26 protein-coding genes are annotated in these 26075 nt (G+C 59.3%); 13 read left to right on the top strand and 13 right to left on the bottom strand.

Annotation, left to right across the window (positions count from 1 at the left end; translation table 11 throughout):
• The first annotated feature begins 52 nt into the window (after positions 1–52).
• Complete coding sequence (locus BLU25_RS00655; RefSeq protein ID WP_016780423.1) at positions 53–1420, top strand: NAD(P)-dependent oxidoreductase; 1368 nt, start codon at positions 53–55, stop codon at positions 1418–1420.
• Positions 1421–2692, top strand: coding sequence for an NAD-dependent dihydropyrimidine dehydrogenase subunit PreA (preA, locus tag BLU25_RS00650; RefSeq protein WP_016780422.1), 1272 nt, complete (start codon positions 1421–1423; stop codon positions 2690–2692). It begins immediately after the preceding gene.
• 169 nt (positions 2693–2861) lie between these two features.
• On the opposite strand, the gene BLU25_RS00645 is transcribed toward preA, so the two are convergent.
• The gene (locus BLU25_RS00645) at positions 2862–3482 is read right to left on the bottom strand and encodes a TetR/AcrR family transcriptional regulator (protein ID WP_016780421.1); all 621 of its coding nucleotides are present in this window, start codon (positions 3480–3482) and stop codon (positions 2862–2864) included.
• Between the two features lie 122 nt (positions 3483–3604).
• Entirely contained in the window at positions 3605–3961 is a 357-nt protein-coding gene (locus BLU25_RS00640) for a hypothetical protein (protein ID WP_016780420.1), read from the bottom strand.
• 251 nt (positions 3962–4212) lie between these two features.
• On the opposite strand from BLU25_RS00640, the gene csrA reads away from it, so the two are divergent.
• Both csrA and BLU25_RS00630 read left to right on the top strand, forming a co-directional pair.
• Positions 4213–4407 (top strand): carbon storage regulator CsrA, encoded by a 195-nt coding sequence (gene csrA / locus BLU25_RS00635; RefSeq protein ID WP_016780419.1) that lies wholly within the window; start codon positions 4213–4215, stop codon positions 4405–4407.
• Positions 4408–4705: 298 nt separating this feature from the next.
• Positions 4706–5251, top strand: coding sequence for a DUF1269 domain-containing protein (locus BLU25_RS00630; RefSeq protein WP_016780418.1), 546 nt, complete (start codon positions 4706–4708; stop codon positions 5249–5251).
• Between the two features lie 47 nt (positions 5252–5298).
• Here BLU25_RS00630 and BLU25_RS00625 read toward each other — a convergent pair whose 3' ends face one another.
• Positions 5299–5619 (bottom strand): YbjQ family protein, encoded by a 321-nt coding sequence (locus BLU25_RS00625; RefSeq protein WP_016780417.1) that lies wholly within the window; start codon positions 5617–5619, stop codon positions 5299–5301.
• Between the two features lie 233 nt (positions 5620–5852).
• On the opposite strand from BLU25_RS00625, the gene ppnN reads away from it, so the two are divergent.
• Positions 5853–7226 carry a nucleotide 5'-monophosphate nucleosidase PpnN gene (gene ppnN, locus BLU25_RS00620; protein WP_016780416.1) on the top strand — a complete coding sequence of 458 codons (1374 nt, stop codon included), beginning with the start codon at positions 5853–5855 and terminating at the stop codon, positions 7224–7226.
• Between the two features lie 76 nt (positions 7227–7302).
• On the opposite strand, the gene BLU25_RS00615 is transcribed toward ppnN, so the two are convergent.
• The 3 genes from BLU25_RS00615 to BLU25_RS00605 form a co-directional block, all read right to left on the bottom strand.
• Complete coding sequence (locus tag BLU25_RS00615) at positions 7303–7836, bottom strand: DUF3087 domain-containing protein (RefSeq protein ID WP_016780415.1); 534 nt, start codon at positions 7834–7836, stop codon at positions 7303–7305.
• Positions 7837–7900: 64 nt separating this feature from the next.
• Positions 7901–8581 carry a glycoside hydrolase family 19 protein gene (locus tag BLU25_RS00610; RefSeq protein WP_016780414.1) on the bottom strand — a complete coding sequence of 227 codons (681 nt, stop codon included), beginning with the start codon at positions 8579–8581 and terminating at the stop codon, positions 7901–7903.
• 503 nt (positions 8582–9084) lie between these two features.
• On the bottom strand, positions 9085–9555 hold the full coding sequence (locus tag BLU25_RS00605) for an Lrp/AsnC family transcriptional regulator (protein ID WP_016780413.1): 471 nt from the start codon (positions 9553–9555) through the stop codon (positions 9085–9087).
• A gap of 124 nt (positions 9556–9679) precedes the next feature.
• Between BLU25_RS00605 and BLU25_RS00600 the strand changes: the two genes are divergently transcribed.
• On the top strand, positions 9680–10867 hold the full coding sequence (locus BLU25_RS00600; protein ID WP_016780412.1) for a methionine gamma-lyase: 1188 nt from the start codon (positions 9680–9682) through the stop codon (positions 10865–10867).
• Between the two features lie 457 nt (positions 10868–11324).
• Here BLU25_RS00600 and BLU25_RS00595 read toward each other — a convergent pair whose 3' ends face one another.
• A complete protein-coding gene (locus tag BLU25_RS00595; protein ID WP_016780411.1) occupies positions 11325–12245 on the bottom strand; it encodes a LysR family transcriptional regulator in 921 nt (306 codons plus the stop codon).
• Between the two features lie 306 nt (positions 12246–12551).
• Between BLU25_RS00595 and BLU25_RS00590 the strand changes: the two genes are divergently transcribed.
• From BLU25_RS00590 to BLU25_RS00575, 4 genes are all read left to right on the top strand, one after another.
• Positions 12552–13283 (top strand): DUF969 domain-containing protein, encoded by a 732-nt coding sequence (locus tag BLU25_RS00590; RefSeq protein WP_016780410.1) that lies wholly within the window; start codon positions 12552–12554, stop codon positions 13281–13283.
• Positions 13280–14230: a DUF979 domain-containing protein gene (locus BLU25_RS00585; protein ID WP_016780409.1), complete on the top strand. Its 951-nt coding sequence runs from the start codon at positions 13280–13282 to the stop codon at positions 14228–14230. Before BLU25_RS00590 ends, BLU25_RS00585 begins: the two co-directional genes overlap by 4 nt.
• A 7-nt stretch (positions 14231–14237) precedes the next feature.
• Positions 14238–14876, top strand: a complete 639-nt coding sequence (pcp, locus tag BLU25_RS00580) for a pyroglutamyl-peptidase I (protein WP_016780408.1) — start codon at positions 14238–14240, stop codon at positions 14874–14876.
• A 317-nt stretch (positions 14877–15193) separates the two neighbouring features.
• Positions 15194–16780 (top strand): aldehyde dehydrogenase (NADP(+)), encoded by a 1587-nt coding sequence (locus tag BLU25_RS00575; RefSeq protein ID WP_016780407.1) that lies wholly within the window; start codon positions 15194–15196, stop codon positions 16778–16780.
• Here BLU25_RS00575 and BLU25_RS00570 read toward each other — a convergent pair.
• From BLU25_RS00570 to BLU25_RS00560, 3 genes are all read right to left on the bottom strand, one after another.
• A complete protein-coding gene (locus BLU25_RS00570) occupies positions 16774–17223 on the bottom strand; it encodes a hypothetical protein (RefSeq protein ID WP_016780405.1) in 450 nt (149 codons plus the stop codon). The genes BLU25_RS00575 and BLU25_RS00570 overlap by 7 nt on opposite strands.
• Before the next feature lie 260 nt (positions 17224–17483).
• Positions 17484–18749 carry a HAMP domain-containing sensor histidine kinase gene (locus BLU25_RS00565; RefSeq protein ID WP_016780404.1) on the bottom strand — a complete coding sequence of 422 codons (1266 nt, stop codon included), beginning with the start codon at positions 18747–18749 and terminating at the stop codon, positions 17484–17486.
• Positions 18746–19429, bottom strand: a complete 684-nt coding sequence (locus BLU25_RS00560; RefSeq protein ID WP_016780403.1) for a response regulator transcription factor — start codon at positions 19427–19429, stop codon at positions 18746–18748. Before BLU25_RS00560 ends, BLU25_RS00565 begins: the two co-directional genes overlap by 4 nt.
• A gap of 183 nt (positions 19430–19612) precedes the next feature.
• Here BLU25_RS00560 and bamA point away from each other — a divergent pair, with 183 nt between their 5' ends.
• The 3 genes from bamA (at position 19613) to BLU25_RS00545 (ending at position 22719) form a co-directional block, all read left to right on the top strand.
• Positions 19613–21979 (top strand): outer membrane protein assembly factor BamA, encoded by a 2367-nt coding sequence (gene bamA, locus BLU25_RS00555; protein WP_016780401.1) that lies wholly within the window; start codon positions 19613–19615, stop codon positions 21977–21979.
• An 85-nt stretch (positions 21980–22064) separates the two neighbouring features.
• Entirely contained in the window at positions 22065–22424 is a 360-nt protein-coding gene (locus tag BLU25_RS00550) for a type II toxin-antitoxin system RelE/ParE family toxin (protein WP_016780400.1), read from the top strand.
• Positions 22417–22719, top strand: a complete 303-nt coding sequence (locus BLU25_RS00545; protein ID WP_016780399.1) for an XRE family transcriptional regulator — start codon at positions 22417–22419, stop codon at positions 22717–22719. Before BLU25_RS00550 ends, BLU25_RS00545 begins: the two co-directional genes overlap by 8 nt.
• 4 nt (positions 22720–22723) lie before the next feature.
• Here the strand turns inward: BLU25_RS00545 and BLU25_RS00540 are convergent, their stop codons facing one another.
• From BLU25_RS00540 to BLU25_RS00530, 3 genes are all read right to left on the bottom strand, one after another.
• Positions 22724–23782, bottom strand: coding sequence for a linear amide C-N hydrolase (locus BLU25_RS00540; protein WP_083369466.1), 1059 nt, complete (start codon positions 23780–23782; stop codon positions 22724–22726).
• Positions 23783–23804: 22 nt separating this feature from the next.
• Positions 23805–24566, bottom strand: coding sequence for a hypothetical protein (locus BLU25_RS00535; protein ID WP_016780397.1), 762 nt, complete (start codon positions 24564–24566; stop codon positions 23805–23807).
• Between the two features lie 145 nt (positions 24567–24711).
• Positions 24712–26058, bottom strand: coding sequence for a glutamine synthetase family protein (locus BLU25_RS00530; RefSeq protein ID WP_016780396.1), 1347 nt, complete (start codon positions 26056–26058; stop codon positions 24712–24714).
• Positions 26059–26075: the final 17 nt, after the last annotated feature.

The raw sequence follows: 26075 nt of genomic DNA, 5'->3' as shown, positions 1-26075 counted from the left end.
AGGCACTGCCCGACAGAGGCAGGAAGATCCCCACAACCGTGAGGCAATCACCGTGATCAAGTCCCTGAATCATTTACCGCATCCGCACGAAAATGCGCAGGTGCTGGCCAGCCATTTTACCGATCTGGCCCCTCCCCTCAGCGCTCGCCAGGCCGTACTGGAAAGCTCACGCTGCCTGTACTGCTACGACGCGCCATGCGTCAACGCCTGCCCCAGCGACATCGATATCCCGTCGTTTATTCGCAATATTCAGCAGGAAAACGTCCAGGGTGCAGCGCAGAAAATTCTCTCGGCCAATATCCTCGGCGGCAGTTGTGCCCGGGTATGCCCGACCGAAGTACTGTGCCAGCAAGCCTGCGTGCGCAACAACACGCAAGAGTGCGCGCCGGTGCTGATCGGTTTGTTACAGCGCTATGCCGTGGACCACGCACAGTTCAGCGAGCACCCCTTCAAGCGCGCCGCGCCCACCGGCAAACGCATCGCCGTGGTCGGTGCCGGGCCGGCTGGCCTGGCGTGCGCTCATCGCCTGGCGCTACACGGCCATGAGGTGGTGATTTTCGAAGCCCGGGAAAAATCCGGCGGGCTCAATGAGTACGGGATTGCCAAATATAAGCTGGTGGACGATTTTGCCCAGCGAGAGGTGGATTTCGTGCTGCAGGTCGGCGGCATTGAAGTGCGCCACGGCCAGCGCCTGGGCGACAACCTGAGCCTGAGCGAGCTGCATGCGCAATTCGATTCGGTATTCCTCGGCCTGGGGCTGGCAGCCAGTCGCCAGCTGGGCCTGCCCCACGAAGACGCGCCAGGGCTGCTGGCCGCCACTGACTACATCCGCGAACTGCGCCAGAGCGACGACTTGACCCAATTACCCCTGGCCGAGCGCTGCATTGTGCTGGGCGCGGGCAACACGGCCATCGACATGGCGGTGCAAATGGCCCGGCTGGGCGCCCGGGAAGTGAACCTCGTGTATCGCCGCGGGCTTGAGGACATGGGCGCCACCGCGCACGAGCAGGACATTGCCAAGGCCAATCAGGTGCGGCTGATGACCTGGGCGCAGCCACAAGACGTGTTGCTGGACAACACCGGCAAGGTGCGCGGCATGCGCTTTGCCCGCACACGTCTGGAGAACGGGCACCTGGTGACCACCGGCGAAACCTTCGAGCTGGCCGCAGACGCGGTGTTCAAGGCCATCGGCCAGACCTTTGACGATGCCACCCTCAGCGATCCACTGGCGCAAGCGCTCATCCGCGTGGGCGATCGCATCGAAGTGGACGAACAACTGCGCACCAGCGTGCCCGGAATCTATGCCGGGGGCGACTGCACCTCCCTGGGGCAAGACCTGACCGTACAGGCCGTACAACACGGCAAGCTGGCCGCAGAAGCCATGCATGCCCAACTCATGCTTGATCAGGAGGCTGCGTAAATGGCCGATCTTTCGATTGTTTTCGCCGGCATCAAGGCGCCCAACCCTTTCTGGCTGGCTTCCGCGCCACCTACCGATAAAGCCTACAACGTGGTGCGCGCCTATGAGGCGGGCTGGGGTGGCGTGGTCTGGAAAACCCTGGGTGAAGACCCTGCAGCGGTCAACGTGTCGTCCCGCTACTCGGCACACTTCGGTCCCAACCGCGAAGTAATGGGCATCAACAATATAGAACTGATTACCGACCGCTCCCTTGAAATCAACCTGCGCGAAATAACCCAGGTCAAGAAAGACTGGCCGGACCGGGCCCTGATCGTGTCCCTGATGGTGCCCTGCGAAGAGGAGTCGTGGAAATATATCCTGCCACTGGTGGAAGCCACGGGTGCCGACGGCATCGAGCTGAACTTCGGCTGCCCCCACGGCATGCCCGAACGCGGCATGGGCGCGGCCGTGGGCCAGGTGCCCGAGTACGTGGAAATGGTCACACGCTGGTGCAAGACCTACTGTTCACTGCCGGTGATCGTCAAGCTGACACCCAATATCACCGATGTTCGCCTTAGCGCCCGGGCCGCCCACCGTGGCGGGGCCGATGCGGTGTCGTTGATCAACACCATCAACTCGATCACCAGCGTCGACCTGGAGCGCATGGTGGCATTGCCGATGGTGGGCAGCCAAAGCACGCATGGCGGTTATTGCGGCTCGGCAGTCAAGCCGATTGCACTGAACATGGTCGCCGAAATCGCCCGCGACCCGCTGACCAAAGGCCTGCCCATCTGCGGTATCGGCGGCATTGGCAGTTGGCGCGATGCAGCAGAATTTATCGCCCTGGGTTGTGGCGCTGTTCAGGTGTGTACCGCCGCGATGCTCCACGGATTTCGGATTGTGGACGAGATGAAGGATGGTTTATCACGCTGGATGGACAGTCAGGGCTATACCAGCCTGGATGATTTCTCCGGCCGTGCTGTAGGCAATACCACTGACTGGAAATATCTGGATATCAATTATCAGGTTATCGCCAAGATCGACCAGGACACCTGTATTGGTTGCGGACGCTGTCATATTGCCTGTGAAGACACCTCGCACCAGGCGATTGCCAGTTTGAAGCAGGCTGACGGCACACACCGTTACGAAGTAATCGACGATGAATGCGTGGGCTGCAACCTGTGCCAGATCACCTGCCCGGTGCAGGACTGTATCGAGATGGTGCCGCATAACAATGGCCTGCCATTTCTGGACTGGAACCATGATCCGCGTAACCCGTATTGCGTGGTTTGAAATGTGGCTGGCGTGATTGACCGCAGTGCCCCTGTCGCAGGCAAGCAAGCTCTCACAGGTATTGTGGGAGCGGGCTTGCTCGCGATGGCATCACCCCGGTGTACCGGACACACCGCATCGCCTGCATCGCGAGCAAGCCCGCTCCCACACGATCGATAAGCAATGTTGCTTACGGCTCCAGCCCGATCCCGCGCAGGATCACGCTGGTGACGGTCTGCACCGCACGCTCAAACTGGATATCGGACAACGGCTGGTGATCGTTGATGATCATCACTTGATGGTCAAAGTCAGCGTAATGCTGGGTTGATGCCCAGATCATGTACAGCAAACTGGACGGCTCCACAGGCAGAATTCGCTTGTCCTGCACCCATTGGCGAATTTTCGCTTCCTTCATCTTGGCCCAGTCGTACAGGCTGGCATCCAGCGCCAGGCCCAGGGTCGGCGCGCCGTGGATCATTTCATTGGCCCAGACTTTAGAACCGTGCGGCCGGGTACGCGAGTGGTTCATCTTGGCGCGGATATAACTGCTCAATACCAGGCGCGGATCATCATAAGTCTCGAAACACAGTGCATCCTGCTTCCACACCTCGAGCAACGCCAGCAATACCGCGCTGTACAGATCAGTCTTGGTGCTGAAGTAATAATGCAGGTTGGAGCGCGGCAACTGCACATGCGCTGCAATATCCGCCATTGCCGTACCTGCAAAGCCTTTTTCGGCAAAAACCTGTTCGGCCCCCAGAAGGATTTTTTCGACATTGCTGCGTCGAATTTCGATCTTGTGATTGCTCATGGCGATTGCCCTTACCGTCGTGCTGCTCTGTTGGACGCCGAGTGGGCAAAAAAATCCTGCACAAAGCGCCGAATAACCCCTGTGGCAGCTACGCTTAGGCGATTACCCGACGCTGCATCTGTTTATTTCGCGGCGGGCAATTCGATCACGTTGGTTTCAATGCCGTCCAGTTTGGGCTTGAGCTTCATCTTTTCCTGGGCCTCAAGCGCCTGGGCCTGGGTGGTAAACGGCCCGATCAGGAAGTGCTGCACACCGCCGCTCTCGTAAATGTAAGGAGTAAAACCGTTGTCAAGAAGCCTACCGGTGGTGTCAGGAATGGTCGCTCTCTGGCCCTCGGTAATCTCCAAAGCCCAGTGCGCAACAGGGGCTTGGGCCATTGTTGCTTCAGAAGCTGCTTTAGCCCGCTGGATTTTATCGTTAGACTCCTGACCGCAAGCCGTCAAGGCCAAAATTGCTGTCATCACGATGACTATACGCACTGCGTTTCCCCTGTCTGTTTGAATGGGTAGATTTTATCACTGGGGCAGCGGCCTTGCTCTCCTTGAACAAATCCAAAGCGCCCCAATTTAAGGCTTATGCGCGAGAATTTTCCCCGTAAAGGGAATTAAACCTCTGGCCATGTCGTCTGTAATGAGCGGCGCAAAAATACGTACTTAGCAGTATTCTGTAGTCATGACCGAAGCCGCACCGTCTCAGAGACGTGCCTTACAAAGCCATCAAGGAGAAAAAAATGCTGATACTCACCCGCAAAGTTGGTGAAAGCATAAACATCGGTGACGATATTACGATCACTATTTTAGGTGTCAGCGGACAACAGGTCAGAATCGGCATCAATGCACCGAAGGATGTAGCCGTTCACCGTGAAGAAATTTACCAACGTATCCAGGCCGGCTTGAATGCACCTGAAAAGAACGAACAGCCATAAGCCTGTGAGGCATCAGCCCCAGGCTTGAGGTCAGGGCTGCTCAGCCAGCCCTCCTCAACGCATCTGCACCCGGCACCTGCCACGGCACTGCTCCCCTTGCCACACCCTTCTCCTTTTCAAGAGATATGTCTTGCCGACTTGACCGTTTCACGGTTAGCGACCACGCTCATTCCTCGCAGAAGGCTCCAGACAGCTGAACCACTGCGCGCCAGGGTGTTTGCATTGTGACGCCTTGAGAAACTCCTCCACCCTTCAGCCCTTCGTCGGGCTGGACCTGTACCGTCAAGGAATGAAAGACATGTCCGATTTAATCGTAGTGGGATTTTCAGACACCGAAAAAGCAGACCGTGCTCTCACCAAGATGGTTTCGCTAAGCAAAGAGCACCTGGTAGAGCTGGAAGATGCGGTGATTGTGGTGCGTAATGCCGAAGGCAAGATTCATATCAAGCAAAGCGTCAACCTGACCGCGATCGGCGCCACTTCAGGCCTGGTCACCGGCGGCCTGTGGGGCGCGCTGGTCGGGCTGCTGTTTCTCAATCCCCTTGCAGGCTTTGCCATCGGTGGCGCGCTGGGTGCTGGCACTGGCGCCCTGTCAGGTTCGTTGAGCGATTACGGGATCGATGACGATTTCATCAAGTCATTGAGCGAAACCATTCCCAATGACTCCTCGGCCCTGTTCGTACTGCTGCGCAAGTTCCAGCCGGAAAAAGTGTTGAAGGAACTGGAAGACTCGGACTTCAAGGGCAAGGTCCTGCGCACCTCCCTGTCCCCGGAACAAGAGCAGAAGCTGCAGGACGCGCTGTCCAAAACCACGGCCGGCGTGCCTTTGGCGAAAACGGTTTAACCCCTGCAGGCCCATTCGACCGCCCCGCGCGGTCGAAACCCCGGGCCTCAGTTCAAGCGCACCGCTGTGCCCGTGGCAAATACCACCAGCATGCCGCCACGACCTGATGGCATGCTGATTTCAAAGTCCAGCCCCATGATCGCATCTGCCCCCAGGGCTTTTGCCCTGTCACGAATTTCGTCCGTGACCTCTGCGCGTGCTTCTTTCAGTGCTCGTTCCAGCGTCTGGGAGCGCCCACCAAAAAAGTCGCGCACTCCGGTAAAAAAATCCCGCACCACATTAATGCCGTGGACCGATTCGGCACTGACAATCCCCAGGTATTCAGTGGCTTTTCTGCCGTCAATGCTGTGTGTGGTCGTGATGATCATGGGCCTGTCCCTTTTCTTTTTCAGTGACGGGCGAGGTTACCTTATCGCTGCCGCGCTCACTGCTGCTACTGTAACCGGAGTTAACTGAAGGCGCTTTTAATTACACAGCCAGGGCTACTATGCTTAAAGTAGAACAACCAAAAGACGTAAGAGTTGGGACGCCTCGCTCGCTGCTGACCTGAATTCAAAAGCTGCGCCAAGCAATTTTTCGACCCCGCTCAAGGAAGCTCGCAATGGTCCAAAGACAAGTCATCAACGCCTCGGTCAGTCCGAAAGGCAGTCTGGAAACACTTTCCCAACGTGAAGTACAACAGCTGAGTGAGGTTGGCTCAGGCACCAGCTACACGCTTTTCCGCCAGTGCGTACTGGCCATCCTGAACACCGGCGCCCACGTCGATAACGCCAAGACCATCCTTGAGGCCTACCAGGATTTCGAGGTGCGGATCCACCAGCAAGACCGCGGTGTGCGCCTTGAGCTGCTCAACGCCCCCGCCGATGCATTTGTCGATGGCGAAATGATCGCCAGTACCCGTGAGATGCTCTTCAGCGCCCTGCGCGATATCGTCTATACCCAGAGCGGCCTGGACAGCCCGCGCATTGACCTGAGCAGCTCTGCGGGCATCACCGACTACGTCTTCCACCTGCTGCGCAACGCCCGCACGCTGCGCCCGGGTGTCGAACCGAAAATCGTGGTGTGCTGGGGCGGCCACTCAATCAATACCGAAGAATACAAGTACACCAAAAAGGTCGGCCACGAACTGGGCCTGCGCAGCCTGGATATCTGTACCGGTTGCGGTCCCGGCGTGATGAAAGGGCCGATGAAGGGCGCGACTATTTCCCACGCCAAACAACGTCTGACCGGGGGCCGTTATCTGGGTCTGACCGAGCCGGGCATCATTGCGGCCGAAGCGCCGAACCCCATCGTCAACGAGCTGGTCATTCTGCCGGATATCGAAAAACGGCTTGAAGCCTTTGTCCGCGTCGGTCACGGGGTGATCATCTTCCCCGGCGGTGCCGGCACCGCGGAAGAGTTCCTGTACCTGCTGGGTATTCTGATGCATCCGGAGAACAGGGATGTACCCTTCCCGGTTGTGCTCACCGGCCCCAAGGAAGCCGAACCTTACCTGCAGCAACTGCATGAGTTCGTCGGCGCGACCCTGGGTGAAGAAGCACAACAGCAGTATCAGATCATCATCGACAACCCGGCCGAAGTGGCTCGCCATATGATTGCCGGGCTCAAGGCAGTAAAACAGTTCCGTCGCGAGCGCAACGACGCTTTCCACTTCAACTGGCTACTGAAAATCGACGAAGGCTTCCAGCGCCCGTTCGACCCGACCCACGCCAATATGGCCAGCCTGAAACTGCGCAGCGACATGCCGGCGCATGAATTGGCCATCAACCTGCGCCAGGCCTTTTCCGGGATTGTCTCGGGTAACGTCAAAGAGAAAGGCATCCACCTGATCGAGCAATACGGGCCTTACGAGATCCACGGTGACGCTGCCGTGATGAAGCCGCTGGACAAATTGCTGCAAGCCTTTGTCGAGCAACACCGCATGAAACTGCCAGGCGGCGCGGCCTATGAGCCGTGCTATCGCGTCGTCAGCTGACCTTCACCCTTGCAGGGCTTGCCAAGCGAAACGCGTCGCCGCAGGGCGCACCTCGCCTGGCCAGCCCCTTGAGGCGTTACTTCAGTGGCGCATACTTTTTCACTTCAACAATCCACTGCGGGTCAAGCCGGGTCTGCCCGGGATCGATGCCCAGTGCTTCAAGGCGCGCCTTGTGCAAGTCAATCTCGCGCACCATCTGGCTTAATGCACTGGAGTTGGCATCCAGTTGATACATCTGGGTTACGCCCAGGTGATAAAAGCGCAGCAGTTTCAGCGCCGCCACATTCCCCGCCATCACCCCTGCCGTTACATGGTGCATGACATTGGTCACCTTCATCAGGCTGCGCTTGAGTTGCCAGCCATAGACCGCCGCGGCCATCCAGGGTTGTGTCCAGAACAGATAACGCACCAGCAACGCCGTCGCGATCAGGGCGACAATGACCCCGGCCAGGTTCAGGCGAAAATTGTCGCCACCTGCCACGCCCAGCACCATCACCGCCAGCCCGGACACCAGCAGCGCCAGCACGATAAAGGTCAGCGCGATATACAGTGTGCTGCGGCGAGTTTGCTGGCGATAGGTTTCAGGGTTTATCGGTTTTAGTTCAAACATCACTGTTTTATGACTCCAGAATGACGGGGCAACATGCGCCGGCATTATGGCCTGTTAAACGTGTTCAGGCGCGCAATAAACCCAGCGCCTGGTGATACAGCGCCAGGCGCTGGGCCTGACCGTTGAGGCCGCCATTGATGGCCCGGGTAACCCGGTCAAAGTCATCCCCGTCGGCCAGCGCATTAACGTTGCGCGAGTCCCAGTACCAACCCGCCGATTCCACCGCCCATTGCCATTCCTGGAGCAATTGCGGGTTGGTCAACAGGCGCATGTCGCCAAACAGCCCGAGGCTGCACAGCCGGTAATTGGTCTTGCCGGTGATCTGGATCAAGCCACGCCCCCGATACCGCCAGCCATCCCCCGAGTCCTGCGAACCATTGCCCAGGCGATCACTGTAGACCCGATTGGCGATAGCCTCGGGCCTGCGCTGGAGCACCAGCGCATCGGCATTGGGCACCCGTCGCGAGCGATTGCCCTGGCTGCTCATGACGTAGCTGCCGTCCGCATTCTTTTGCGCAAAACGTGCGCCCCAGGTGGCCGCCAGGCCATCGGCGCTGTAGTTGAGGTTTTCCACCAGTGTGCTGAAGCCTGCGCTTTCATGCCCCACCTGGGCGAGAAATGCGGCAAGGCGCCGGGGGGTGTTGATCTGTCGCCGGCGCGTCGCGGCCTGCACAAAGGGCAGGTACAGGTCCACGGTGCCAGCACTTTTGGGAAACAGTTGCAGCATGATTTCGCGGGTTAACATGATGACTTACTCTTGCTGAATGAACTTGAAAGTGAATCACCCAAAACCCGCCCCTGCGGCCATAAACAACAGTATTAGACCGAGACGACTTGAGTTACGGAAAACACTTACAACTCACCCTTAAACTGCACTGATAGAAACGTCCCTGCCGTTGACTTATAGAGAACCGGATAAACAACACCCTGATATTTTTATACTCAAACAGCCCATACCTGCTTGTAGAACAGGCCTCTGCATATGCCGAATAAAAGGCAATGGACACCCAAGACGCAAACTCATGATTTGCGCCCTTAACAATTTCATCTTGTTATAAATTAAGACTAAGCGAGGCCCACAACCTGTCAAACACCTTCCATCCCCACGAATAAAGGTCAACCATCATTCAACTATTCGTTTGAGGCACTTTACTCCACCCGCCTCACCGAACGATTTTGCCTGTTGACCCAGGGATCTTACGCGAGGCATTTGTAATGCCAAAGTGTTCCATCCACAACCCGGCACCTTTAGCCTGCCACCGGAATCATGCGCTGCGGCTTGACCGACTTGTATGAAAAGCTCGAATAGATTTCCTTCACCGCAGGCAAGGTTTGCAACACTTCGCGGGCAAACTCGCCGAAGGACTCCAGATCCCTGGCCACCACTTCCAGTAAAAAATCATAACGCCCCGAAATGTTGTGGCAGGCCACGATTTCTGGAATATCCAGCAAACGCTGCTCAAAACTTCTGGCCACCTCCTGGGAATGGGAGGCCATCATGATGCTGACAAATGCCGTCACCCCATAGCCCAACGCCTTGGGCGAAAGAATCGCCTGGTAACCGGTGATCACACCACTGTCCTCAAGCATTTTTACCCGCCGCCAACAGGGCGAGGTGGTCAATGCAACGCTCTCGGCCAGTTGTGCCACCGTGAGCCGGGCATTGCCCTGCAATGCCACGAGCAAGGCCTTGTCGCTTCTGTCCAGGGCGTTTGGCATAAATTGCCTCCAGGTTCGATCGTGGCTGTTTTTTGTTCTAATAAGTGCCGTATTTACCAGCAAATTGGGCATTTACCGCGTTCATTTAAAGCATAGCATTGTAGGAAATATCGGAGAGTTCAACATGAACGATAAAAACAACAACTTCGGCTTTTCTACCCGCGCTATCCATTACGGTTACAACCCGCTGGAAAACCACGGTGCGGTTATCCCCCCTGTTTATATGACCTCAACTTTTGCCTTTGCCACGGCTGAATATGGTGCGGGCTGTTTTTCCGGTGAAGAGCACGGGCATTTTTATACGCGTATCTCCAACCCGACCCTGGCCCTGCTGGAAACACGCATGGCGGCGCTGGAAAACGGCGAAGCGGGTGTTGCCTTCAGCTCCGGCATGGGTGCGATTGCCGCCACCTTCTGGACCCTGCTGCGCCCTGGCGATGAAATCATCGTCAACCGTACCCTGTATGGCTGCACCTTTGCCCTGCTGCACCACGGCATCGGTGAGTTCGGGGTAGTGGTCAAGCATGTGGACATGGCCAACCCGGCTGAGCTGGAAGCGGCGATCAGCCCCGCAACGCGGATGATCTACTTCGAAACGCCGGCCAACCCGAACATGCAACTGGTGGATATCGCTGCGGTCTGCAGCATTGCCCAGCGCCGCAGCGACGTCCTGGTGGTTATCGACAACACCTATTGCACCCCGTACCTGCAACGCCCGCTGGAGCTGGGCGCCGACGTGGTGGTGCATTCAGCCACCAAGTACCTGAGCGGGCACAGTGATATCACCGCGGGCATCGTGGTCACGCGCAAGGCGCTGGCCGACCGGATCCGCCTGCAGGGCCTCAAGGACTTGACCGGTGCAGTACTGTCACCCCATGACGCACACCTGCTGATGCGCGGCATCAAAACCCTGGCCTTGCGCATGGATCGCCATTGCAGCAGCGCCCAGACCATTGCGCAGATGTTGCAGGATCACCCTGCCGTGGAATGGGTGGCCTACCCTGGCCTGCCCAACTTCGCACAGTACGAACTGGCGTGCCGGCAAATGAAATTGCCGGGCGGGATGATTGCCTTTGAACTCAAGGGCGGCATGACCGCGGGCCAGCGCTTTATGAATGCCCTGCAGCTGTTCAGCCGGGCTGTGAGCCTGGGGGGTGCCGAATCACTGGCGCAGCATCCGGCGAGCATGACTCACTCCACCTATACCCTGGAGGAGCGGGCACGGCACGGGATCAGTGAAGGGTTGGTACGCCTGGCGGTGGGCCTGGAGGATGTTGCCGATTTGCTGGCGGATATAGAGCAGGCGTTGTAGGGCAGCGCTGATCCCGACCGTAGCAGCTGACGAGCGGAGCGAGGCTGCGTTCGGCGTGATACGGCACCCCGACGCAGTCGTCGCAAAACCGGACACTGCGGTGTGTCAGTTAACCCTGACACTCAGGGTTTACGACGACTGCGTCGTCGATCGCAGCCTCGCTCCGCTCGTCAGCTGCTAAACGCAGTGTGAGGACAGGATGAAATATCAACCCGGCGGAATGGTCGCCAAAATACCGATGCCAATGGTCAGCACCAAAAAACCGCCCAAAAACCAAGCCATCTTGTTCATGATGTTTTCCCGTCAGTCGTTCGTAATAAAACAGGCGCAGACCATCAACCGGGCACACACAGGTGCTGCTGTGTACTCGCGTCCTTGTCTGTCTCGAAAGGTTGAGGAGAATTTTGCGCCGCTGCCTGCATACATAACAGGCGCAGTTAAAGTGAAAAAATACGGATCAGATGCCCGGCAGCACAAAATGCTCAGGCACAACGCTGCGCTGGTATTCGCCCACCACGGCCTGGCTCAGGCTGACCACCGCTTCATTAAGCTCCAACCCCGCCCCTGTGCGCCAACTGGCGTATACCGCAAAGCCCGGCGCCGTCTCGATCGGCAAGGCAATCATGGCCCCGCTCTGCAATTCGCGGCTGACCAGCACCGGCGGCAAGGCGCCGATACCAAATCCGTCGGCTACCAGTTTGATAATCGCCGCCACCGAGTTGATGCAGCTGATTCGCGGCGCGGCAATGCCTTGCTGGTGCAGAAAGTTGAGCATGTCCTGATGCGGCCGTGACAAGCGCGAAAAGGTCAGCAGGCGCTCCTCACAGAGGTCCGCCAGGTCGACGTAACTGCGGTCCAGGGCAGCCCCCTTGGCGACAATCCAGCTCAGCGGGTAGCTGGCCAGTTGCACATTGCGCACGCCGTCGGCGCGCAGCAAGTCAGTCTGGAAAATCAGGTCCAGCTGCCCTTTAAGCAATTGCTCATTAAGGTTCAGCGCCGTATCGGCGGTCAGCTCGACTTCAACCTGAGAGTAGTCGCGGCTCAGGGCGCTGATCAGGTCCCCCAGCCAGCTATGAATCACGGTGTCCATCACCCCGATGCGCAGGCGCCCGGCAAAGCTGTCCGCCTGCCCCAGCGATTGCAGCAGGCGTTGCTGGGTGGCCAGCATTTCTTCGGCATACCCCAGTACCTGATGGCCTTCGCGGGTGAGGTTGACCCCGCGCGAGTCGCGCTGGAACAACTGCACGCCCAGCTCGGTTTCAAGCACCGAAATGCGACTGGAGATGGCTGCCTGGGTGCTTGAAAGCTTTTCGGCGGTCAGACGAAAACTGCCCAGGCGCGCCACCCAGACAAACGTAAGTAGAAATCGCATATTCATGGAGCACGCCTCACCCAAGCAAAACCAGGGCATCACTGTAAACCCTTGCCGCAGTCGCAGGCCAGTCGGCTTAAGTAGGTGATTGATAAAACTTTTTTGTTCAGTGGTGACAACTTTTATTGACTGGACGCACACCCCAAAACCACCAACCCTATCGGTCAATGAGGCCCATAGGGTTTCAACAATAAAAAAACACGCTGAGTCCGGCAGCGTACCGATTTTTCGAAAGTGTGCCTGACCGCTTTCGACTTGCTCACGCCAGCCTGCCCTGGTGCTGCAGCAACCAGCTAAAGGGATTGCCCCCTCATGCAAACCGCCGTAAACCTCTGGCCCTTGATTGGCGTGTTCGTCATCATCATTGGCTTTGTGCTGCGCTTTAATCCGTTGCTGGTGGTCAGCGCGGCCGCCATCGTCACCGGCCTTGCCGCCAACTTCCCGCTGGAAAAAATCATCAGCGAAATGGGCGAAGGGTTTCTGCAAACCCGTGCCCTGCAGTTGATCCTGTTGTTGCCCCTGGCCGTTATCGGCCTGCTGGAACGTCATGGCCTGCGCCTGCATGCGCAAAACTGGATTGCCAGTTTCCAGCGCGCCACGGTCGGGCGCTTGCTGATCATGTACCTGTTTGTGCGCGAGACTACCGCCGCCGTTGGCTTGACCAGCCTGGGCGGGCACCCGCAAATGGTCCGTCCGCTGCTGGCTCCGATGGCCGAGGGCGCCGCCGAGAACAAGTACGGCAAACTGCCTGCCCCCGTGCGCCAGAAAGTGCTGGCCATGTGCGCCGCCACCGACAACATCGGTTTGTTTTTTGGCGAAGACGTGTTTGTGGCCTTTGGTGCGATCGCGCTGATGCACACCTTCCTGCTCGGCTCCGGGCTGGATGTCGAGCCGCTGCATATTGCTTTCTGGGGGATTCCGACGGCGATTTGCGCCTTTATCGTGCATGCCCTGCGCCTGTATCGCTTTGACCTGATGCTGGAGCGCAGCATGGCCGAAGTAGCCCGCGAAGACGCTGACGCTGCTCAGGAGCTGGCACGATGATTATCTCTATCGAATATTTCTACTGGCTGGCCGGGGTTCTGCTGCTGATCACCGCGGGCATGATCCTGACCGACCGCACCCACCCCAAACGCTGGACCAGTGGCCTGTTCTGGGCGTTGTTCGCCCTGGTGTTCCTGATTGGCGATCGGCTTTCGCCGTTCGTGGTAGGTATCGGCGTGCTGGTCATGGCCGGCATTGCAGGCATTGGCGGCGTTGGCCGTGGCACCCACGCCGAGTTGCATGTCAAGGCTGCGCGGGCCAGTGCCGGGCGTCTGGGGCACAAGCTGTTTATCCCGGCACTGTCGATTCCTCTGGTGACAGTGATTGGTTCGATCCTGCTGAAAAACACCCAGATCGGTGGCGTACCGCTGCTTGACCCGAAAAACACCACGTTCGTGTCCCTGGGCATCGGCTGCATGGTGGCCCTGGTGCTGGCCTGCATTCTTACCCGCGACACCCCGCTGCAAGGCTTGCGTGAATCACGCCGCTTGACCGAAGCACTGGGCTGGACCATGGTGCTGCCGCAAATGCTGGCCATGCTGGGCCTGCTGTTCAACGACGCCGGGGTCGGTACCGCAGTTGCCCACGTCACCACCGCCTATATCAACATGGACTATCGTCTGGTCGCGGTGATGGTCTATGTGCTGGGCATGGCGCTGTTTACCGTGATCATGGGCAACGGCTTTGCCGCCTTCCCGGTGATGACCGGCGGTGTCGGCGTACCGGTGCTGGTGGGCATGTACGATGCCAACCCGGCGGTGATGGCGGCGATCGGCATGTTCTCCGGCTACTGCGGCACGCTGATGACGCCGATGGCGGCCAACTTCAATATCGTGCCCGTGGCCCTGCTGGAACTGCCGGACAAATACGCGGTGATCAAGGCGCAAATGCCCACCGCGCTGATGATGCTGGTGGTCAATATTGTGCTTCTTTATACGCTGATGTGAGGCCCTGATGCGCACTGTACTGCTGACCGGTTTTGAACCGTTCGACCAAGACACCGTCAACCCGTCCTGGGAGGCCGTGCGCCTTTTGGACGGCACCGTGCAGGGCGATGCTCGCATCGTCGCCCGGCAGTTGCCCTGCGCGTTTGCTGCAGCGCCCGAGCGCCTGTATCAGTTGCTGGAGGAGTTCACCCCGGCGCTGGTGATCGCCGTCGGGCTTGGCCCCGGCCGCACAGACATCAGCCTCGAGCGGGTAGCGATCAATATCAACGACGCCCGCATCCCTGACAACCTGGGCTATCAGCCGATCGATATAGCGGTGGTGGAGCAAGGGCCTGCGGCGTATTTCAGCACCCTGGCGATCAAGGCAATGGTGCGTGCACTGAGGGCGGCGGGCATTCCGGCGTCGGTGTCGCACACGGCAGGTACTTTCGTCTGCAATCAGGTGTTCTATTGCCTGCAACATGCATTGGCCGGGTCGGGGGTGCGCAGCGGTTTTATCCATGTGCCAGCATTGCCGCAACAGGCGGTGGCCGCCGGTGGGCCGTCCATGGCCCTCTCGACCCAGGTCGAAGGGCTGCGCATTGCCGTGGTGACGGCCCTGCACAGCGAGCACGATGTGCAGGAAAGCGGCGGGCAAGTCTGCTGACGCGCCTGAGAGATGACCGGTGGTTATCAGCCAATCAGCATTCGTCATTGGGCAGTGCCCGCGACAAAAACTACAGTGGTCGCAACAAGGGGCCTTGAAGGCTCGTTGCCGGAATAGCTGCAGCGCAGCATCCCCTGTAGCAGCTGCCGAAGGAACGAGGCTGCGTCCGGCGGCGAAGCCGTCGTAAAGTCAGGTTGTGCGATAGTCCAGTTAAATCCTGCAACCCGCATTTACGAGTGCTTCGTCGCAGTGGCGCACCATCTCGGACGCAGCCTCGTTCCTTCGGCAGCTGCTACGTCCACCCTAAGGAAATCCATATGCCCACCATCACCGGCCAGAATTTCATCGGCGGCCAGCGCAGCGGCGCTGGCAGCGTTCATCTGCACAGCGTGGACGCCAGCACCGGCGAAACACTGCCTTACACCTTTGTCCAGGCCACCGAGGCCGAAGTCAATGCGGCGGTCGGTGCCGCCAATAGCGCCTTCCCGGCCTTTCGCAGCTTGCCGGCCACACGCCGGGCCGAATTTCTGGAAGCCATCGCCGATGAAATCGACGCCCTGGGTGACGACTTTGTCGCCATCGTCTGTCGTGAAACCGCCCTGCCTGCCGCCCGTATCCAGGGCGAGCGCGGACGCACCAGCGGGCAAATGCGCCTGTTCGCCAACGTACTGCGCCGGGGCGACTTTTATGGCGCGCGCATTGATCAGGCGCTGCCGGACCGTCAGCCCCTGCCTCGCGCAGACTTGCGCCAGTGCCGCATCGGCGTAGGCCCGGTCGCCGTGTTTGGTGCCAGCAACTTCCCGCTGGCGTTCTCCACCGCTGGCGGTGACACCGCTTCGGCACTGGCCGCAGGTTGCCCGGTGGTATTCAAGGCACACAGCGGGCATATGGCAACTGCTGAGCAGGTGGCCCTGGCCATAGTGCGCGCTGCCGAACGCACCGCAATGCCCGCCGGTGTATTCAACATGATCTACGGCGCGGGTGTGGGCGCAGCGCTGGTCAAGCATCCGGCCATTCAGGCCGTCGGCTTTACCGGTTCGTTGTCCGGTGGCCGCGCCCTGTGCGATATGGCCGCCGCCAGGCCCCAGCCAATTCCGGTATTCGCCGAGATGTCGAGCATCAACCCGGTGCTGGTATTGCCACAGGCTTTGCTGGCCCGTGGCGAGCAGATCGCAAAGGAGCTGGGCGGTTCCGTGATGCTCGGCGCGGGTCAGTTCTGCACCAGCCCGGGTCTGGTGCTGGGTATCCGCTCCCCTGAATTCAGTGGTTTTATCACCGCGCTAGGCCAGTTCTTCAGCGCTCAACCGGCGCAAACACTGCTCAACGCCGGGGGCCTGGCCAGTTACAGCAAAGGCATCCAGCGTCTGGCCCAGGTCGATGGCATTCGCCACCTTGCCGGTGCGCCGCAACAGGGCAACCAGGCCAGCCCGCAGCTGTTCCAGGCCAGTGCCAGCCTGTTGATCGGCGGTGCCGAGGTGTTGCAGGAGGAAGTATTCGGGCCGACCACCCTGGTGGTCGAGGTCGCGGACAAGGCACAGTTGCTGCAAGCGCTGCACAGCCTGCATGGCCAGCTGACAGCCACACTGATTGCTGAATCCGCCGACCTTGAGGCCTTCGCCGAGGTGGTGCCAGTGCTGGAACACAAGGCCGGGCGCCTGCTGCTCAATGGCTACCCCACCGGGGTCGAGGTGTGTGACGCGATGGTGCATGGCGGGCCATACCCGGCGACGTCCGATGCGCGTGGCACCTCGGTGGGAACGTTGGCCATCGATCGCTTTCTGCGCCCGGTGTGCTACCAGAACTACCCTGACAGCCTGCTGCCGGATGCGCTGAAAAACGCCAACCCGCTGGGGATCGAACGTCTGGTCAACGGCAGCCACAGCCGTAACCCGCTGGATCACTGATCAGCGGCGTAAATCACGGTCTGGGCGCTGTAACCCGGCACCTGCTTGAGGGTGAAGTAGGTGTCGCCTTCATCGGTCAGGATCTCGTAACCGGCCTTGCTGGCGACACGATTGTTGACGCTGACATGCTTGATGATTTTCGACACCTGCTGGAACTTCACTGTCTGGGTGCCGTTCTGAGCGGGCCCGGTGAGCACATTGACGCTTTGAAACCAGCCCTGGTTCTTTTTGTTCGCCACCAGGGTACTGGTCAGCGCCTCAAAGCGTTCAAGGCGGGTAAACCCCCACAGCGTCTGTTCTTCAACCGTTTGACCGAGTGCTCCGGCACCGGTAAATACAAACAGGTTGATAGCCGGATTGTCTTCACAGAAAAAGTCGTAAGGCACCAGGCCATCGACCATTTTCTTGCCGGCAACGAAGCCTTTTTTATGCACCAGAAACATGGTCACTTCCACTCGATATAGAGCGTCAAAGTCTACGCGGGCGTGGCGTACAGGGCCGTCAAGGCAGTGTAATTTCGTGTAAAGATCTCTGGCGATCCCGTAGCAGCTGCCGAGGAACGCAGGCTGCGTCCGGCTGCGAAGCAGTCGCAAACCCGGGGATCACGGTACATCTGATAGGCTGTGCCGAATAATTTCACGACGTCTTCGCCGCCGGACGCAGCCTGCGTTCCTCGGCAGCTGCTACGGGAAGTACTGTACAGCTACAGCGATAGTGGCAAGGTGATTGCCACGCTCAGGCCACCACCCGGCAGGTTGCTCGCCTTGATGCTGCCGCCGTGCATTTCCACCGCCCTTGAGGCAATCGCCAGACCCAGGCCAAAACCGCTACCCGCTTCGCCGGTGCCGCGCTCGAACGGGTCGAAAATCCTCTGCAACCGCGACTCCTCGACACCCGGCCCCTCATCGCTGATCCTCACCGTCAGGCAGTGCCCCGCCGGGCTGGCTTCGGCCACGACCCACACCGCCGTGTCCGGCCGGGTATGGCGTACCGCATTGCGGATCACATTCTCAAAGCAGCGATACAGCAACTCGCCACTGACCTGGCTGACAAAGGACGGACACCCCTGCAAGATGACCCGACAGCCCTTGATCCCCGCCTCGAACTGCGCGTCTTCGACGATCAAGTGCAGCAGTTCGATGATGTCCACCGGCTCGCGCGCGATGCTCTCGGGCCGCCCCTGCACCCGGGCCAGGGTCAGCAGGGCTTCGATCAGGGTGTCCATGCGCTGCGATTCGCGCTCGATGCGTTCAACCATATCGGCACGGGCCGGGTTTTGATGCAACAAGCCAATGGCGGCCTGCATGCGCGTCAGGGGCGAACGCAATTCATGGGAGATGTCATGCAGCAAGTGTTGCTGGGCATCAACCAGCAGCTTGAGTTGATTGGCCATTCGATCGCAGTCTTCAGCCAGATCGACAATTTCATCGCGCCGCGCGCCCATAAACGGTTTTACCCGGGTTTCGAATCGCCCATGGGCCACATCACTCATCGCCCGGCGCAAATAGGCCAGGGGCCAGGCCAGATAAAAAGCCATAAAACTGCTGAACAGCGCGCTCATCACGGTGCCGATCAGCAACGGCATCAACCCCGGCCCGCCTTCCCCGCCGCCACCATTGCCGGGCACCCGCGTCGACCTGAGCGACAGGGTAAGGCCTTCCTTGCTGATCACCGTACGCTCGAACGCCGGGCGCACAATCGGCAACCCGGCCAGCAATTGCCCGTCGCTGTCATACACCGCAATGGCCTCGTCATCGGGGTGGTGCCACACCTGCAGCAACTGTTTGCCGGCCTCGACACCGAACTGGCGCAGCAACTGCTCCTCGCTTTCAAGGATGGTGTCCAGATGCGGATTGCCAGGGCCCTGGCGGCTCAAGGTGATAATGCCGATACCAACAAAAAACGTCAGGCTGGTAGCCAGCCAGAAGGCCAGGAACAGTTTCCAGAACAACCGGCTGGGCTTCATCATTCCGCGATCAACAGATAGCCGAGCCCGCGCACGCTCTGTATCCAGGCCTTGGCGTCAGGGCGGGGGCCCAGTTTTTGCCGGATACTGCTGATATGCACGTCGATACGCCGGTCATAACGAGTCAACGGACAGCCCAGGGCATTGAGCGACAGGTCCTGCTTGCTCACCACTTGCCCGGCACTACGGGCCAGTTCTTCGAGCAGGCTGAATTCGGTACTGGTCACCCCCAGCTCACGGCCCTGCCACATTGCCTGGCGCTTGCCGGGCCACAACACCAGCGGGCCGGTCTTGATCACTTCGGTGGTGGCCTGCCCGCCCGGTTGCACCCGGCGCATGATTGCACGCAGGCGCGCCACCAGTTCGCCCGGCGAGCTGGGTTTGGGCACATAGTCGTCGGCACCGAGTTCAAGGCCGGTGATGCGATCGATGTTGTCACCGCGGGCGGTGAGCAACACCACCGGCACCTGGCTGCGGGCACGAATGCGCCGCAGTACTTCAATCCCGGAAAGCCGGGGCAGCATCACGTCCAGCACCACGATGCTGAACTGCCCCGACAGCGCCTGCACTTCGCCCTCCTCGCCGGTATGCACCGCCGTCGCCTCAAAGCCTTCGCGCTCCAGATACTCACTGAGCAAACCGGTCAGTTCCTGGTCATCGTCGACGAGCAATACACGGATCATGGCGAACTCTTGAAGGGGGGATCTACGCATTATCGTCATTGCGGCCCGCAGCGTCATTGCCCGCGGCCAACCTTTACCTAACTTGACACTCGGTTAACCGCACCATACGCCCCGAGCTTTTATGCTGGACCTCCACCAGCCTGCTTGTGCTGTTTGTCGATGTGTCCTGGATAACTGATCTAAATGAATTTTGCGCGCCTGCTCTGCTCGGTTGCACTGCTGCTCAATGCCTCACTGGCCCATGCCCAAGGCTTCAAGATAGCCGATATCCGCATCAACGGCCTGCAGCGGGTGTCCGCCGGCAGCGTGTTCGGCGCCCTGCCCTTGAACGTTGGCGAACAGGTCGATGACCAGCAACTGGTGGAGTCCACGCGTGCACTGTTCAAGACCGGTTTTTTCCAGGATATCCAGCTGGGGCGCGATGGCGACGTGCTGGTGATCACTGTGGTCGAGCGTCCGTCCATTGCCAGTATCGACATTGAAGGCAACAAGGCCATCTCTACCGATGACTTGATGAAAGGCCTCAAACAGTCCGGGCTGGCCGAAGGCGAAGTGTTCCAGCGCGCTACACTCGAAGGGGTACGCAATGAGCTGCTGCGCCAGTATGTGGCGCAAGGGCGTTACTCGGCCGCGGTGGACGCCGAGGTGGTTGCCCAACCGCGCAACCGCGTCGGCCTGAAGATCAGGATCGACGAAGGCGAAGTGGCCGCGATCAAGCATATCAATGTGGTGGGCAATAGCGTTTTCGACCAGGCCGAGCTGGACGATCAGTTCACCCTCAAGACCAGCAACTGGCTGTCGTTCTTCAAGAACGATGACAAATATGCCCGCGAGAAACTGTCCGGTGACCTGGAGCGCTTGCGCTCGTATTACATGGACCGCGGCTATATCAATATGGAGATCGTCTCGACCCAGGTGTCGATCAGCCCCGACAAGAAGCAGGTCTTTATCACGGTCAATATCAACGAAGGCACCAAGTACACCGTGCGCGACATCAAGCTGCGCGGCGACCTGAAAGTGCCCGAGGATCAGATCACGGCCTTGCTGCTGGTGCAAAAGGGCCAGGTGTTTTCCCGCAAGCTTATGACCTCGACTTCGGATCTGATTACCCGCCGCCTGGGCAACGAGGGCTATACCTTTGCCAACGTCAATGCGGTGCCAACCCCGAGCAAGGACGGCAACACGGTAGACATCGAATTTGTGGTCGACCCGGGCAAGCGCGCCTACGCCAACCGCATCAACTTTCGCGGCAACACCAAGACCGAAGATCAGGTACTGCGCCGCGAAATGCGCCAGATGGAGGGCGGCTGGGCGTCCACCTACCTGATCGATCAGTCCAAGACGCGGCTTGAGCGGCTGGGCTACTTCAAGGAAGTCAACGTCGAGACACCGGCGGTAGCGGGTGTCGACGACCAGGTTGACGTCAACTACAGCGTTGAAGAACAGTCTTCCGGCTCGATCACTGCCAGTGTCGGCTTTGCCCAGAGCGCGGGGTTGATCCTGGGCGGCTCGATCACCCAGAACAACTTCCTCGGCACGGGCAACTCCGCCAGCCTGGGCCTGACTCGCTCCGAATACCAGAGCAAGTACAACATCGGCTTCACCGACCCGTACTTCACCAAGGACGGCGTCAGCCTGGGCTACAACGCCTTCTACAACAAGACTGACTACAACGACTACTACGACGATGGCGTGTCGTACTACTCGATCAACAGTTATGGCGCCGGCGCCACCCTGGGCTACCCGATCAATGAAACCTCACGGATCAGCTTTGGCCTGACCGCCCAGCATGACAGCATTGAACCCGGCACCTACAGCGCCGACGAGATCTACGACTTTATCGACCGTGAAGGCAAGGAATTCACCAACTTCAAGGCCAACCTGGGCTGGTCGGAGTCGACCCTGAACAAGGGCATCCTGGCGACCCGCGGCTACTCGCAAAACCTCAACCTGATGGTCACCGTACCCGGCAGCGACTTGAGCTTCTACAAGATCGACTACACCGGCCAGACCTTCCTGCCGGTAAGCGCATCGACCTCGTTGCGCTTTCATACCAAGCTTGGGTACGGCAACGGCTATGGCTCCACCGATGGCCTGCCGTTCTATGAAAACTACACTGCAGGCGGCGAAGGTACAGTGCGCGGCTTTGAAAGCGGCACCCTGGGCCCGCGTAATACCCCCGCCACCGGTACCTACTCCAGCGCCGGCCAGGCGTATTACTCAGACCGCGACACCGAAGCCCTGGGTGGCAACATCATGATCACCGGCGGGGTCGAATACCTGTTCCCGATGCCCTTTATCAAGGACAACAAATCCCTGCGCACCTCATTGTTCTGGGATGTGGGCAGCGTGTACTCGGACAAGTGCTACCTGAGCACCACCACCGGCTGCGACGGCGTGGACCTCAGCCAGATGGCCAGTTCCGTGGGGGTGGGCGTGACCTGGTACAGCCCGCTGGGCCCGCTGAGCGTCAACCTCGCGCTGCCGATCCGCAAACCTGATGACGCCGAAACCCAGGTGTTCCAGTTCTCCATGGGGCAGACGTTTTAAAAGCACGGGAGAACAATCTCTGGCCGCTGGTCAGCTGGGGCTGGCAAAACTTGAGAGATGTACCATTTTAGGTACACTCAAGTTCATGACTCGAATCCCTCCCATCCTCACGGTTGCATTTTTTCGCACCGAAGCCGATAACGAACCCGTTCGCGAATGGTTAACCGGCCTTGGGCGCGAGCAAAGACGACTGATTGGCATCGATATCAAGACCGTGCAACTTGGCTGGCCGATTGGCATGCCGGTTGTACGCAAACTGGAGCCAAAACTGTGGGAGGTTCGCTCTGATCTGGAGGGCATCATTGCTCGCGTCATCTTTACGGTCGTTGGCTCACAGATGATCCTGCTTCACGGATTTATCAAAAAAAGCCAGAAAACCCCGACGGTGGACCTGCAAACCGCCAGACAGCGCCATGCAAAACTACGAGGTACCGCGCATGAATAACCATATCGGCTCTGACTTTGACGACTTTCTCTCGGAACAAGGCCTTGCAGAAGAGGTTTCGGCCGCCGCACTCAAACGCGTTATTGCCTGGCAGATAGCCCAGGCCATGAAAGAACAGCACGTCAGCAAAAAAACACTGGCCGACCGCATGCATACCAGCCGCACGGCGGTGGATCGGGCGCTCGACCAGAATGACCCGGGCATGACACTGGCCACACTGGCCAGCGCTGCACGGGCATTAGGACAGCGTGTAGAAGTCCGCCTGGTGCCAGAGCACAAAGCAGAACAGGGGTAATTCCTTACGCCCCTTCAAACTTGAAGGCCGCAGTGGCCTTGAAGCGGCTTGAAACCTCCCCGGAGTAAATGGTGCTTTGGTCCGGGCCCAGGTCCAGCTTTTTGACCGCGCCTGTGGCGGTGGAAAAGTCGATCTTGTTCAGGTCCACCCAAAAGGTATTTGGCGTAATCGCCGACTCGAAAAAGTACAGCTTCTGCTTGTGGTCGATCACCGAGCGCCAGCGCGTCGAGGAAATGTTCGGCTCACCGGGGGTGGTAATGCCGTACGGCACCGAGACGTTGCGGATCACACTGAATACACTGGCCAGCGACAGGCGTGCGTCCTGGTTTTTTGGCACTGCGTTGACGTAAAACGAGGCACGGGCAAACCGGTCCGCCGAGCGATTGGTGCCAGGCAGCATCACCGTCCCGCCGATGGCTTGCCAATAGGCATTCATGGCCAGTTGCGCATCGAATGCCGGGGAGTTGGTCATCACCTGATAGCTGCGATCGTGGTGAATGACCTGCTTGCCACCGATAAACTCAATGATGGCGCTGTCCCCCGAGGCATCGGACATCGACAGGTGCAAGGTTGCCAGCCGGCTCTCACCCGGCACATTGGCGGTGACCACGGTAAAGGGCTCGGTCCTGAGCACGGCCACCGCTTCAGAAACGCTGCTGAAATTGTCCAGCACATACTGGGCCCAGGCGGCGATGCTCAGCCCCGGCTTGCCCTGATGGACCGGCGGGTATTCGGACTCGACCAGCCACAGCAGGTTGGCCGACAACCCGGCTTCGTTGACCCCGTCGGTGGTGGAAATGTCGTAGCCGCTGGCAATCACGCTGCCGTACTTTGATGTCCACTTGAGCGACCCCGGCCCCACTTCGCCGGTGCGCTGCATGCCCTGGGGGAAGATCCACAGGTTGGTGGCCACGTCGGTTTTCCAGTCCATCGACCGCGCGGTGATCACCCTGTCGTTGTCCCCCAAATACACCAGGCGGGTGCAGGCATTGGCAACGGGCAATGCGAGCATAAAGCCGGCCAGTGCCAGCGTCAGGGTACGGGTGTGTTTAAACAGTTGCATTCCCTTGTCTCCTCGGTGCTTGTCAGAAGCGCATGGACAGGCCCAGTACCGGGCCGCGCTGGGTCACGTCGTACTTGAACTTGTTGCCGGTAAAGTCGGTGGTTCGATAATCCTGTGCCAGCACCCGATAACCGACGCGGATGATCGTGGGGTGATCGGCCAGGTACATGCGGTAACCCAGGTAGGCCTGGGCGTTCCAGGTTTTTTTCGAAGCTGTATCCAGCCCGCCGGTGTCGGCCTCGCCGGACAGGGTCCAGCGCGCGGTCAGGTCAGCCTGCATGCGCAACCCCACGAACGGGTCGGTCCACTCGGTTTTTTTCTTGGTGCTGAACCCCAGGGAGTCGATATCCAGTTTGGTTGACAGTTTGGTCCAGCGCACACCAATCGTAGGTTCGACACGCCAGGTGCGCGGTTCGCCAAAAACCGTCTCGCCCCCCAACGCATATTCATAGACCCGGTAATACGCGCCTGCAGCCACGGTGCTCTGGGTGATCGCCAGGCCCACCTTGCGCCCGTAGACCCGTTCGGACTGATCGGTTTTGGCGTGGACGCCGTCGACATAAAAACCCAGGGTGCGGTTGGTCAATTCCAGATTGCCCATAAACACCGTGCTCAGGTTTTCCCAGACATCGGCAAACGGCACATCGACCTTGGTATTGACCCCGCCCAGCGCCGCCTGCCCGCTCATGGACGGCGCCCAGACAAAGGGGCTGGCCAGCAGTAGCCATTGTGAATCTGCAGGCTGATCAGCATGTGCCATCTGCACGAACAGCAACAGCGGCAAAGCCGTTGCAGCTCTATTGAATATTGTATTTTTCATCGCCCTGACTGACTGACATCTGATTTGATCAGTAGGTATAGCAGCTCCCACCTGAAAACTTGCTGTAAGGCATCGTCATTGTTGCGATCAAAAAACCTTGCATGGGTTTTTACATAAACCAGCGATATTCCCGGGCACTGATGTCCTGCATAAAGGCCAGATGATCCTGGCGTTTGTTCTCGCAGTACACATCGACAAACTCGGCGCCCAAGCCTTCACGCAGCTGCGGCTGGTGCTGCATGGCCCGAACGGCTTCGAGCATGTCCAGGGGGAAGGCGATACCGCTGTTGCGGTCTTCGTTCAGCGGCAGGATCGGCTCCCTGCCCGCTTCCAGCCCGTGTTCAAGCCCCACCAGAATCGCCGCCAGCAGCAGATACGGGTTGGCATCGGCCCCGGCAAGGCGATACTCGACGCGCAGGTTTTTGCTGTCGGACTCCGGAATGCGCAGGCACGCATCGCGGTCTTCATAACCCCAACTGGCCTGGGTGGCGATATTGGTGGTGCCGCCCAGGCGGCGAAACCCGTTGTGGTTGGGCGCAAAGATCGGCATGCACGCTGGCAACAATTCCAGGCAACCGGCGATGGCATGGCGCAGGGGTTGTTGCTGGTTGACCGCCAGCAGGTTGTTGCCTGCCCCGTCGTACAAGCTGACATGCACATGCATGCCACTGCCCGGGTGCTGCAAGTAGGGCTTGGCCATAAAGCTGGCGCGATAGCCATGCTTGAGCGCCACCCCGCGGGTGCTGCGACAGAACAAGGCCGCCCAATCCGCGGCGCGCAAACCGTCATCGAGATGGCCAAAATTGATTTCGAACTGCCCCGGGCCCAGTTCGGCGGTAATCACGGTGGCATCGATGCCCTGGGCCTGCGCCGCGTCGACCATTTCATCGAGCACCGGGGCAAAGCGCGACAGGCGTTCGATATGCATATTGGGCTGGTCGTCGGCATCGTCGCTCAGGTGATCCCGGGGGAACTGCGGCAAGCCATCACGCAGTTGCTTGTCGAACAGATAAAACTCCAGCTCGAACGCCACCACCGGGTGAATGCCTTTGCGCGCCAGCCGCGCCAGCACCTGGGCGAGCACTTCGCGGGGTTCGAAGACGATCGGCTGCTCAGTACCGTCAGAGGTGATCAGCATCTGGCCCAGAGGCTTGCCTTCCCAGGTTACCGGTTTGAGCGTACCCGGCACCAGGCGGCGCACGGCATCCGGGTCGCCGTCGTTGAAACAGTAGTCGCCAATCTTGAACAGGCCGCCCTGCACCCCCAGCAGCACGCAGTTTTGCGGCAGTTTTAGAACACTGCCAGCCGCGACTTTTTCGAGCATGTCGATGGGGTAGCGCTTGCCATAGAAATGCCCGGGGATGTCCAGGGAGATCAGGTCGACATAACGTACCTCGGGGTGGCGCTGGCGAAACGCGCGTACTTCGGCCAGCAGATCAGAGCAGGCAGCATCCATCTTCAAGGTTCCTTTAT

Origin of the sequence: Pseudomonas fragi (assembly GCF_900105835.1) — a bacterium.
GTDB lineage: Bacteria > Pseudomonadota > Gammaproteobacteria > Pseudomonadales > Pseudomonadaceae > Aquipseudomonas > Aquipseudomonas fragi.
The sequence above is the reverse complement of the archived record's forward strand: the minus strand, read 5'-3'. Positions and strand labels throughout refer to the sequence as shown.

Coding starts and splice junctions, on each gene's coding strand:
- preA (WP_016780422.1), top strand. CDS start 1,421: ATGGCCGATCTTTCGATTGTTTTCGCCGGCATCAAGGCGCCCAACCCT.
- BLU25_RS00645 (WP_016780421.1), bottom strand. CDS start 3,482: ATGAGCAATCACAAGATCGAAATTCGACGCAGCAATGTCGAAAAAATC.
- csrA (WP_016780419.1), top strand. CDS start 4,213: ATGCTGATACTCACCCGCAAAGTTGGTGAAAGCATAAACATCGGTGAC.
- BLU25_RS00630 (WP_016780418.1), top strand. CDS start 4,706: ATGTCCGATTTAATCGTAGTGGGATTTTCAGACACCGAAAAAGCAGAC.
- BLU25_RS00625 (WP_016780417.1), bottom strand. CDS start 5,619: ATGATCATCACGACCACACACAGCATTGACGGCAGAAAAGCCACTGAA.
- ppnN (WP_016780416.1), top strand. CDS start 5,853: ATGGTCCAAAGACAAGTCATCAACGCCTCGGTCAGTCCGAAAGGCAGT.
- BLU25_RS00615 (WP_016780415.1), bottom strand. CDS start 7,836: ATGTTTGAACTAAAACCGATAAACCCTGAAACCTATCGCCAGCAAACT.
- BLU25_RS00610 (WP_016780414.1), bottom strand. CDS start 8,581: ATGTTAACCCGCGAAATCATGCTGCAACTGTTTCCCAAAAGTGCTGGC.
- BLU25_RS00605 (WP_016780413.1), bottom strand. CDS start 9,555: ATGCCAAACGCCCTGGACAGAAGCGACAAGGCCTTGCTCGTGGCATTG.
- BLU25_RS00600 (WP_016780412.1), top strand. CDS start 9,680: ATGAACGATAAAAACAACAACTTCGGCTTTTCTACCCGCGCTATCCAT.
- BLU25_RS00595 (WP_016780411.1), bottom strand. CDS start 12,245: ATGAATATGCGATTTCTACTTACGTTTGTCTGGGTGGCGCGCCTGGGC.
- BLU25_RS00590 (WP_016780410.1), top strand. CDS start 12,552: ATGCAAACCGCCGTAAACCTCTGGCCCTTGATTGGCGTGTTCGTCATC.
- BLU25_RS00585 (WP_016780409.1), top strand. CDS start 13,280: ATGATTATCTCTATCGAATATTTCTACTGGCTGGCCGGGGTTCTGCTG.
- pcp (WP_016780408.1), top strand. CDS start 14,238: ATGCGCACTGTACTGCTGACCGGTTTTGAACCGTTCGACCAAGACACC.
- BLU25_RS00575 (WP_016780407.1), top strand. CDS start 15,194: ATGCCCACCATCACCGGCCAGAATTTCATCGGCGGCCAGCGCAGCGGC.
- BLU25_RS00570 (WP_016780405.1), bottom strand. CDS start 17,223: ATGTTTCTGGTGCATAAAAAAGGCTTCGTTGCCGGCAAGAAAATGGTC.
- BLU25_RS00565 (WP_016780404.1), bottom strand. CDS start 18,749: ATGATGAAGCCCAGCCGGTTGTTCTGGAAACTGTTCCTGGCCTTCTGG.
- BLU25_RS00560 (WP_016780403.1), bottom strand. CDS start 19,429: ATGATCCGTGTATTGCTCGTCGACGATGACCAGGAACTGACCGGTTTG.
- bamA (WP_016780401.1), top strand. CDS start 19,613: ATGAATTTTGCGCGCCTGCTCTGCTCGGTTGCACTGCTGCTCAATGCC.
- BLU25_RS00550 (WP_016780400.1), top strand. CDS start 22,065: ATGACTCGAATCCCTCCCATCCTCACGGTTGCATTTTTTCGCACCGAA.
- BLU25_RS00545 (WP_016780399.1), top strand. CDS start 22,417: ATGAATAACCATATCGGCTCTGACTTTGACGACTTTCTCTCGGAACAA.
- BLU25_RS00540 (WP_083369466.1), bottom strand. CDS start 23,782: ATGCAACTGTTTAAACACACCCGTACCCTGACGCTGGCACTGGCCGGC.
- BLU25_RS00530 (WP_016780396.1), bottom strand. CDS start 26,058: ATGGATGCTGCCTGCTCTGATCTGCTGGCCGAAGTACGCGCGTTTCGC.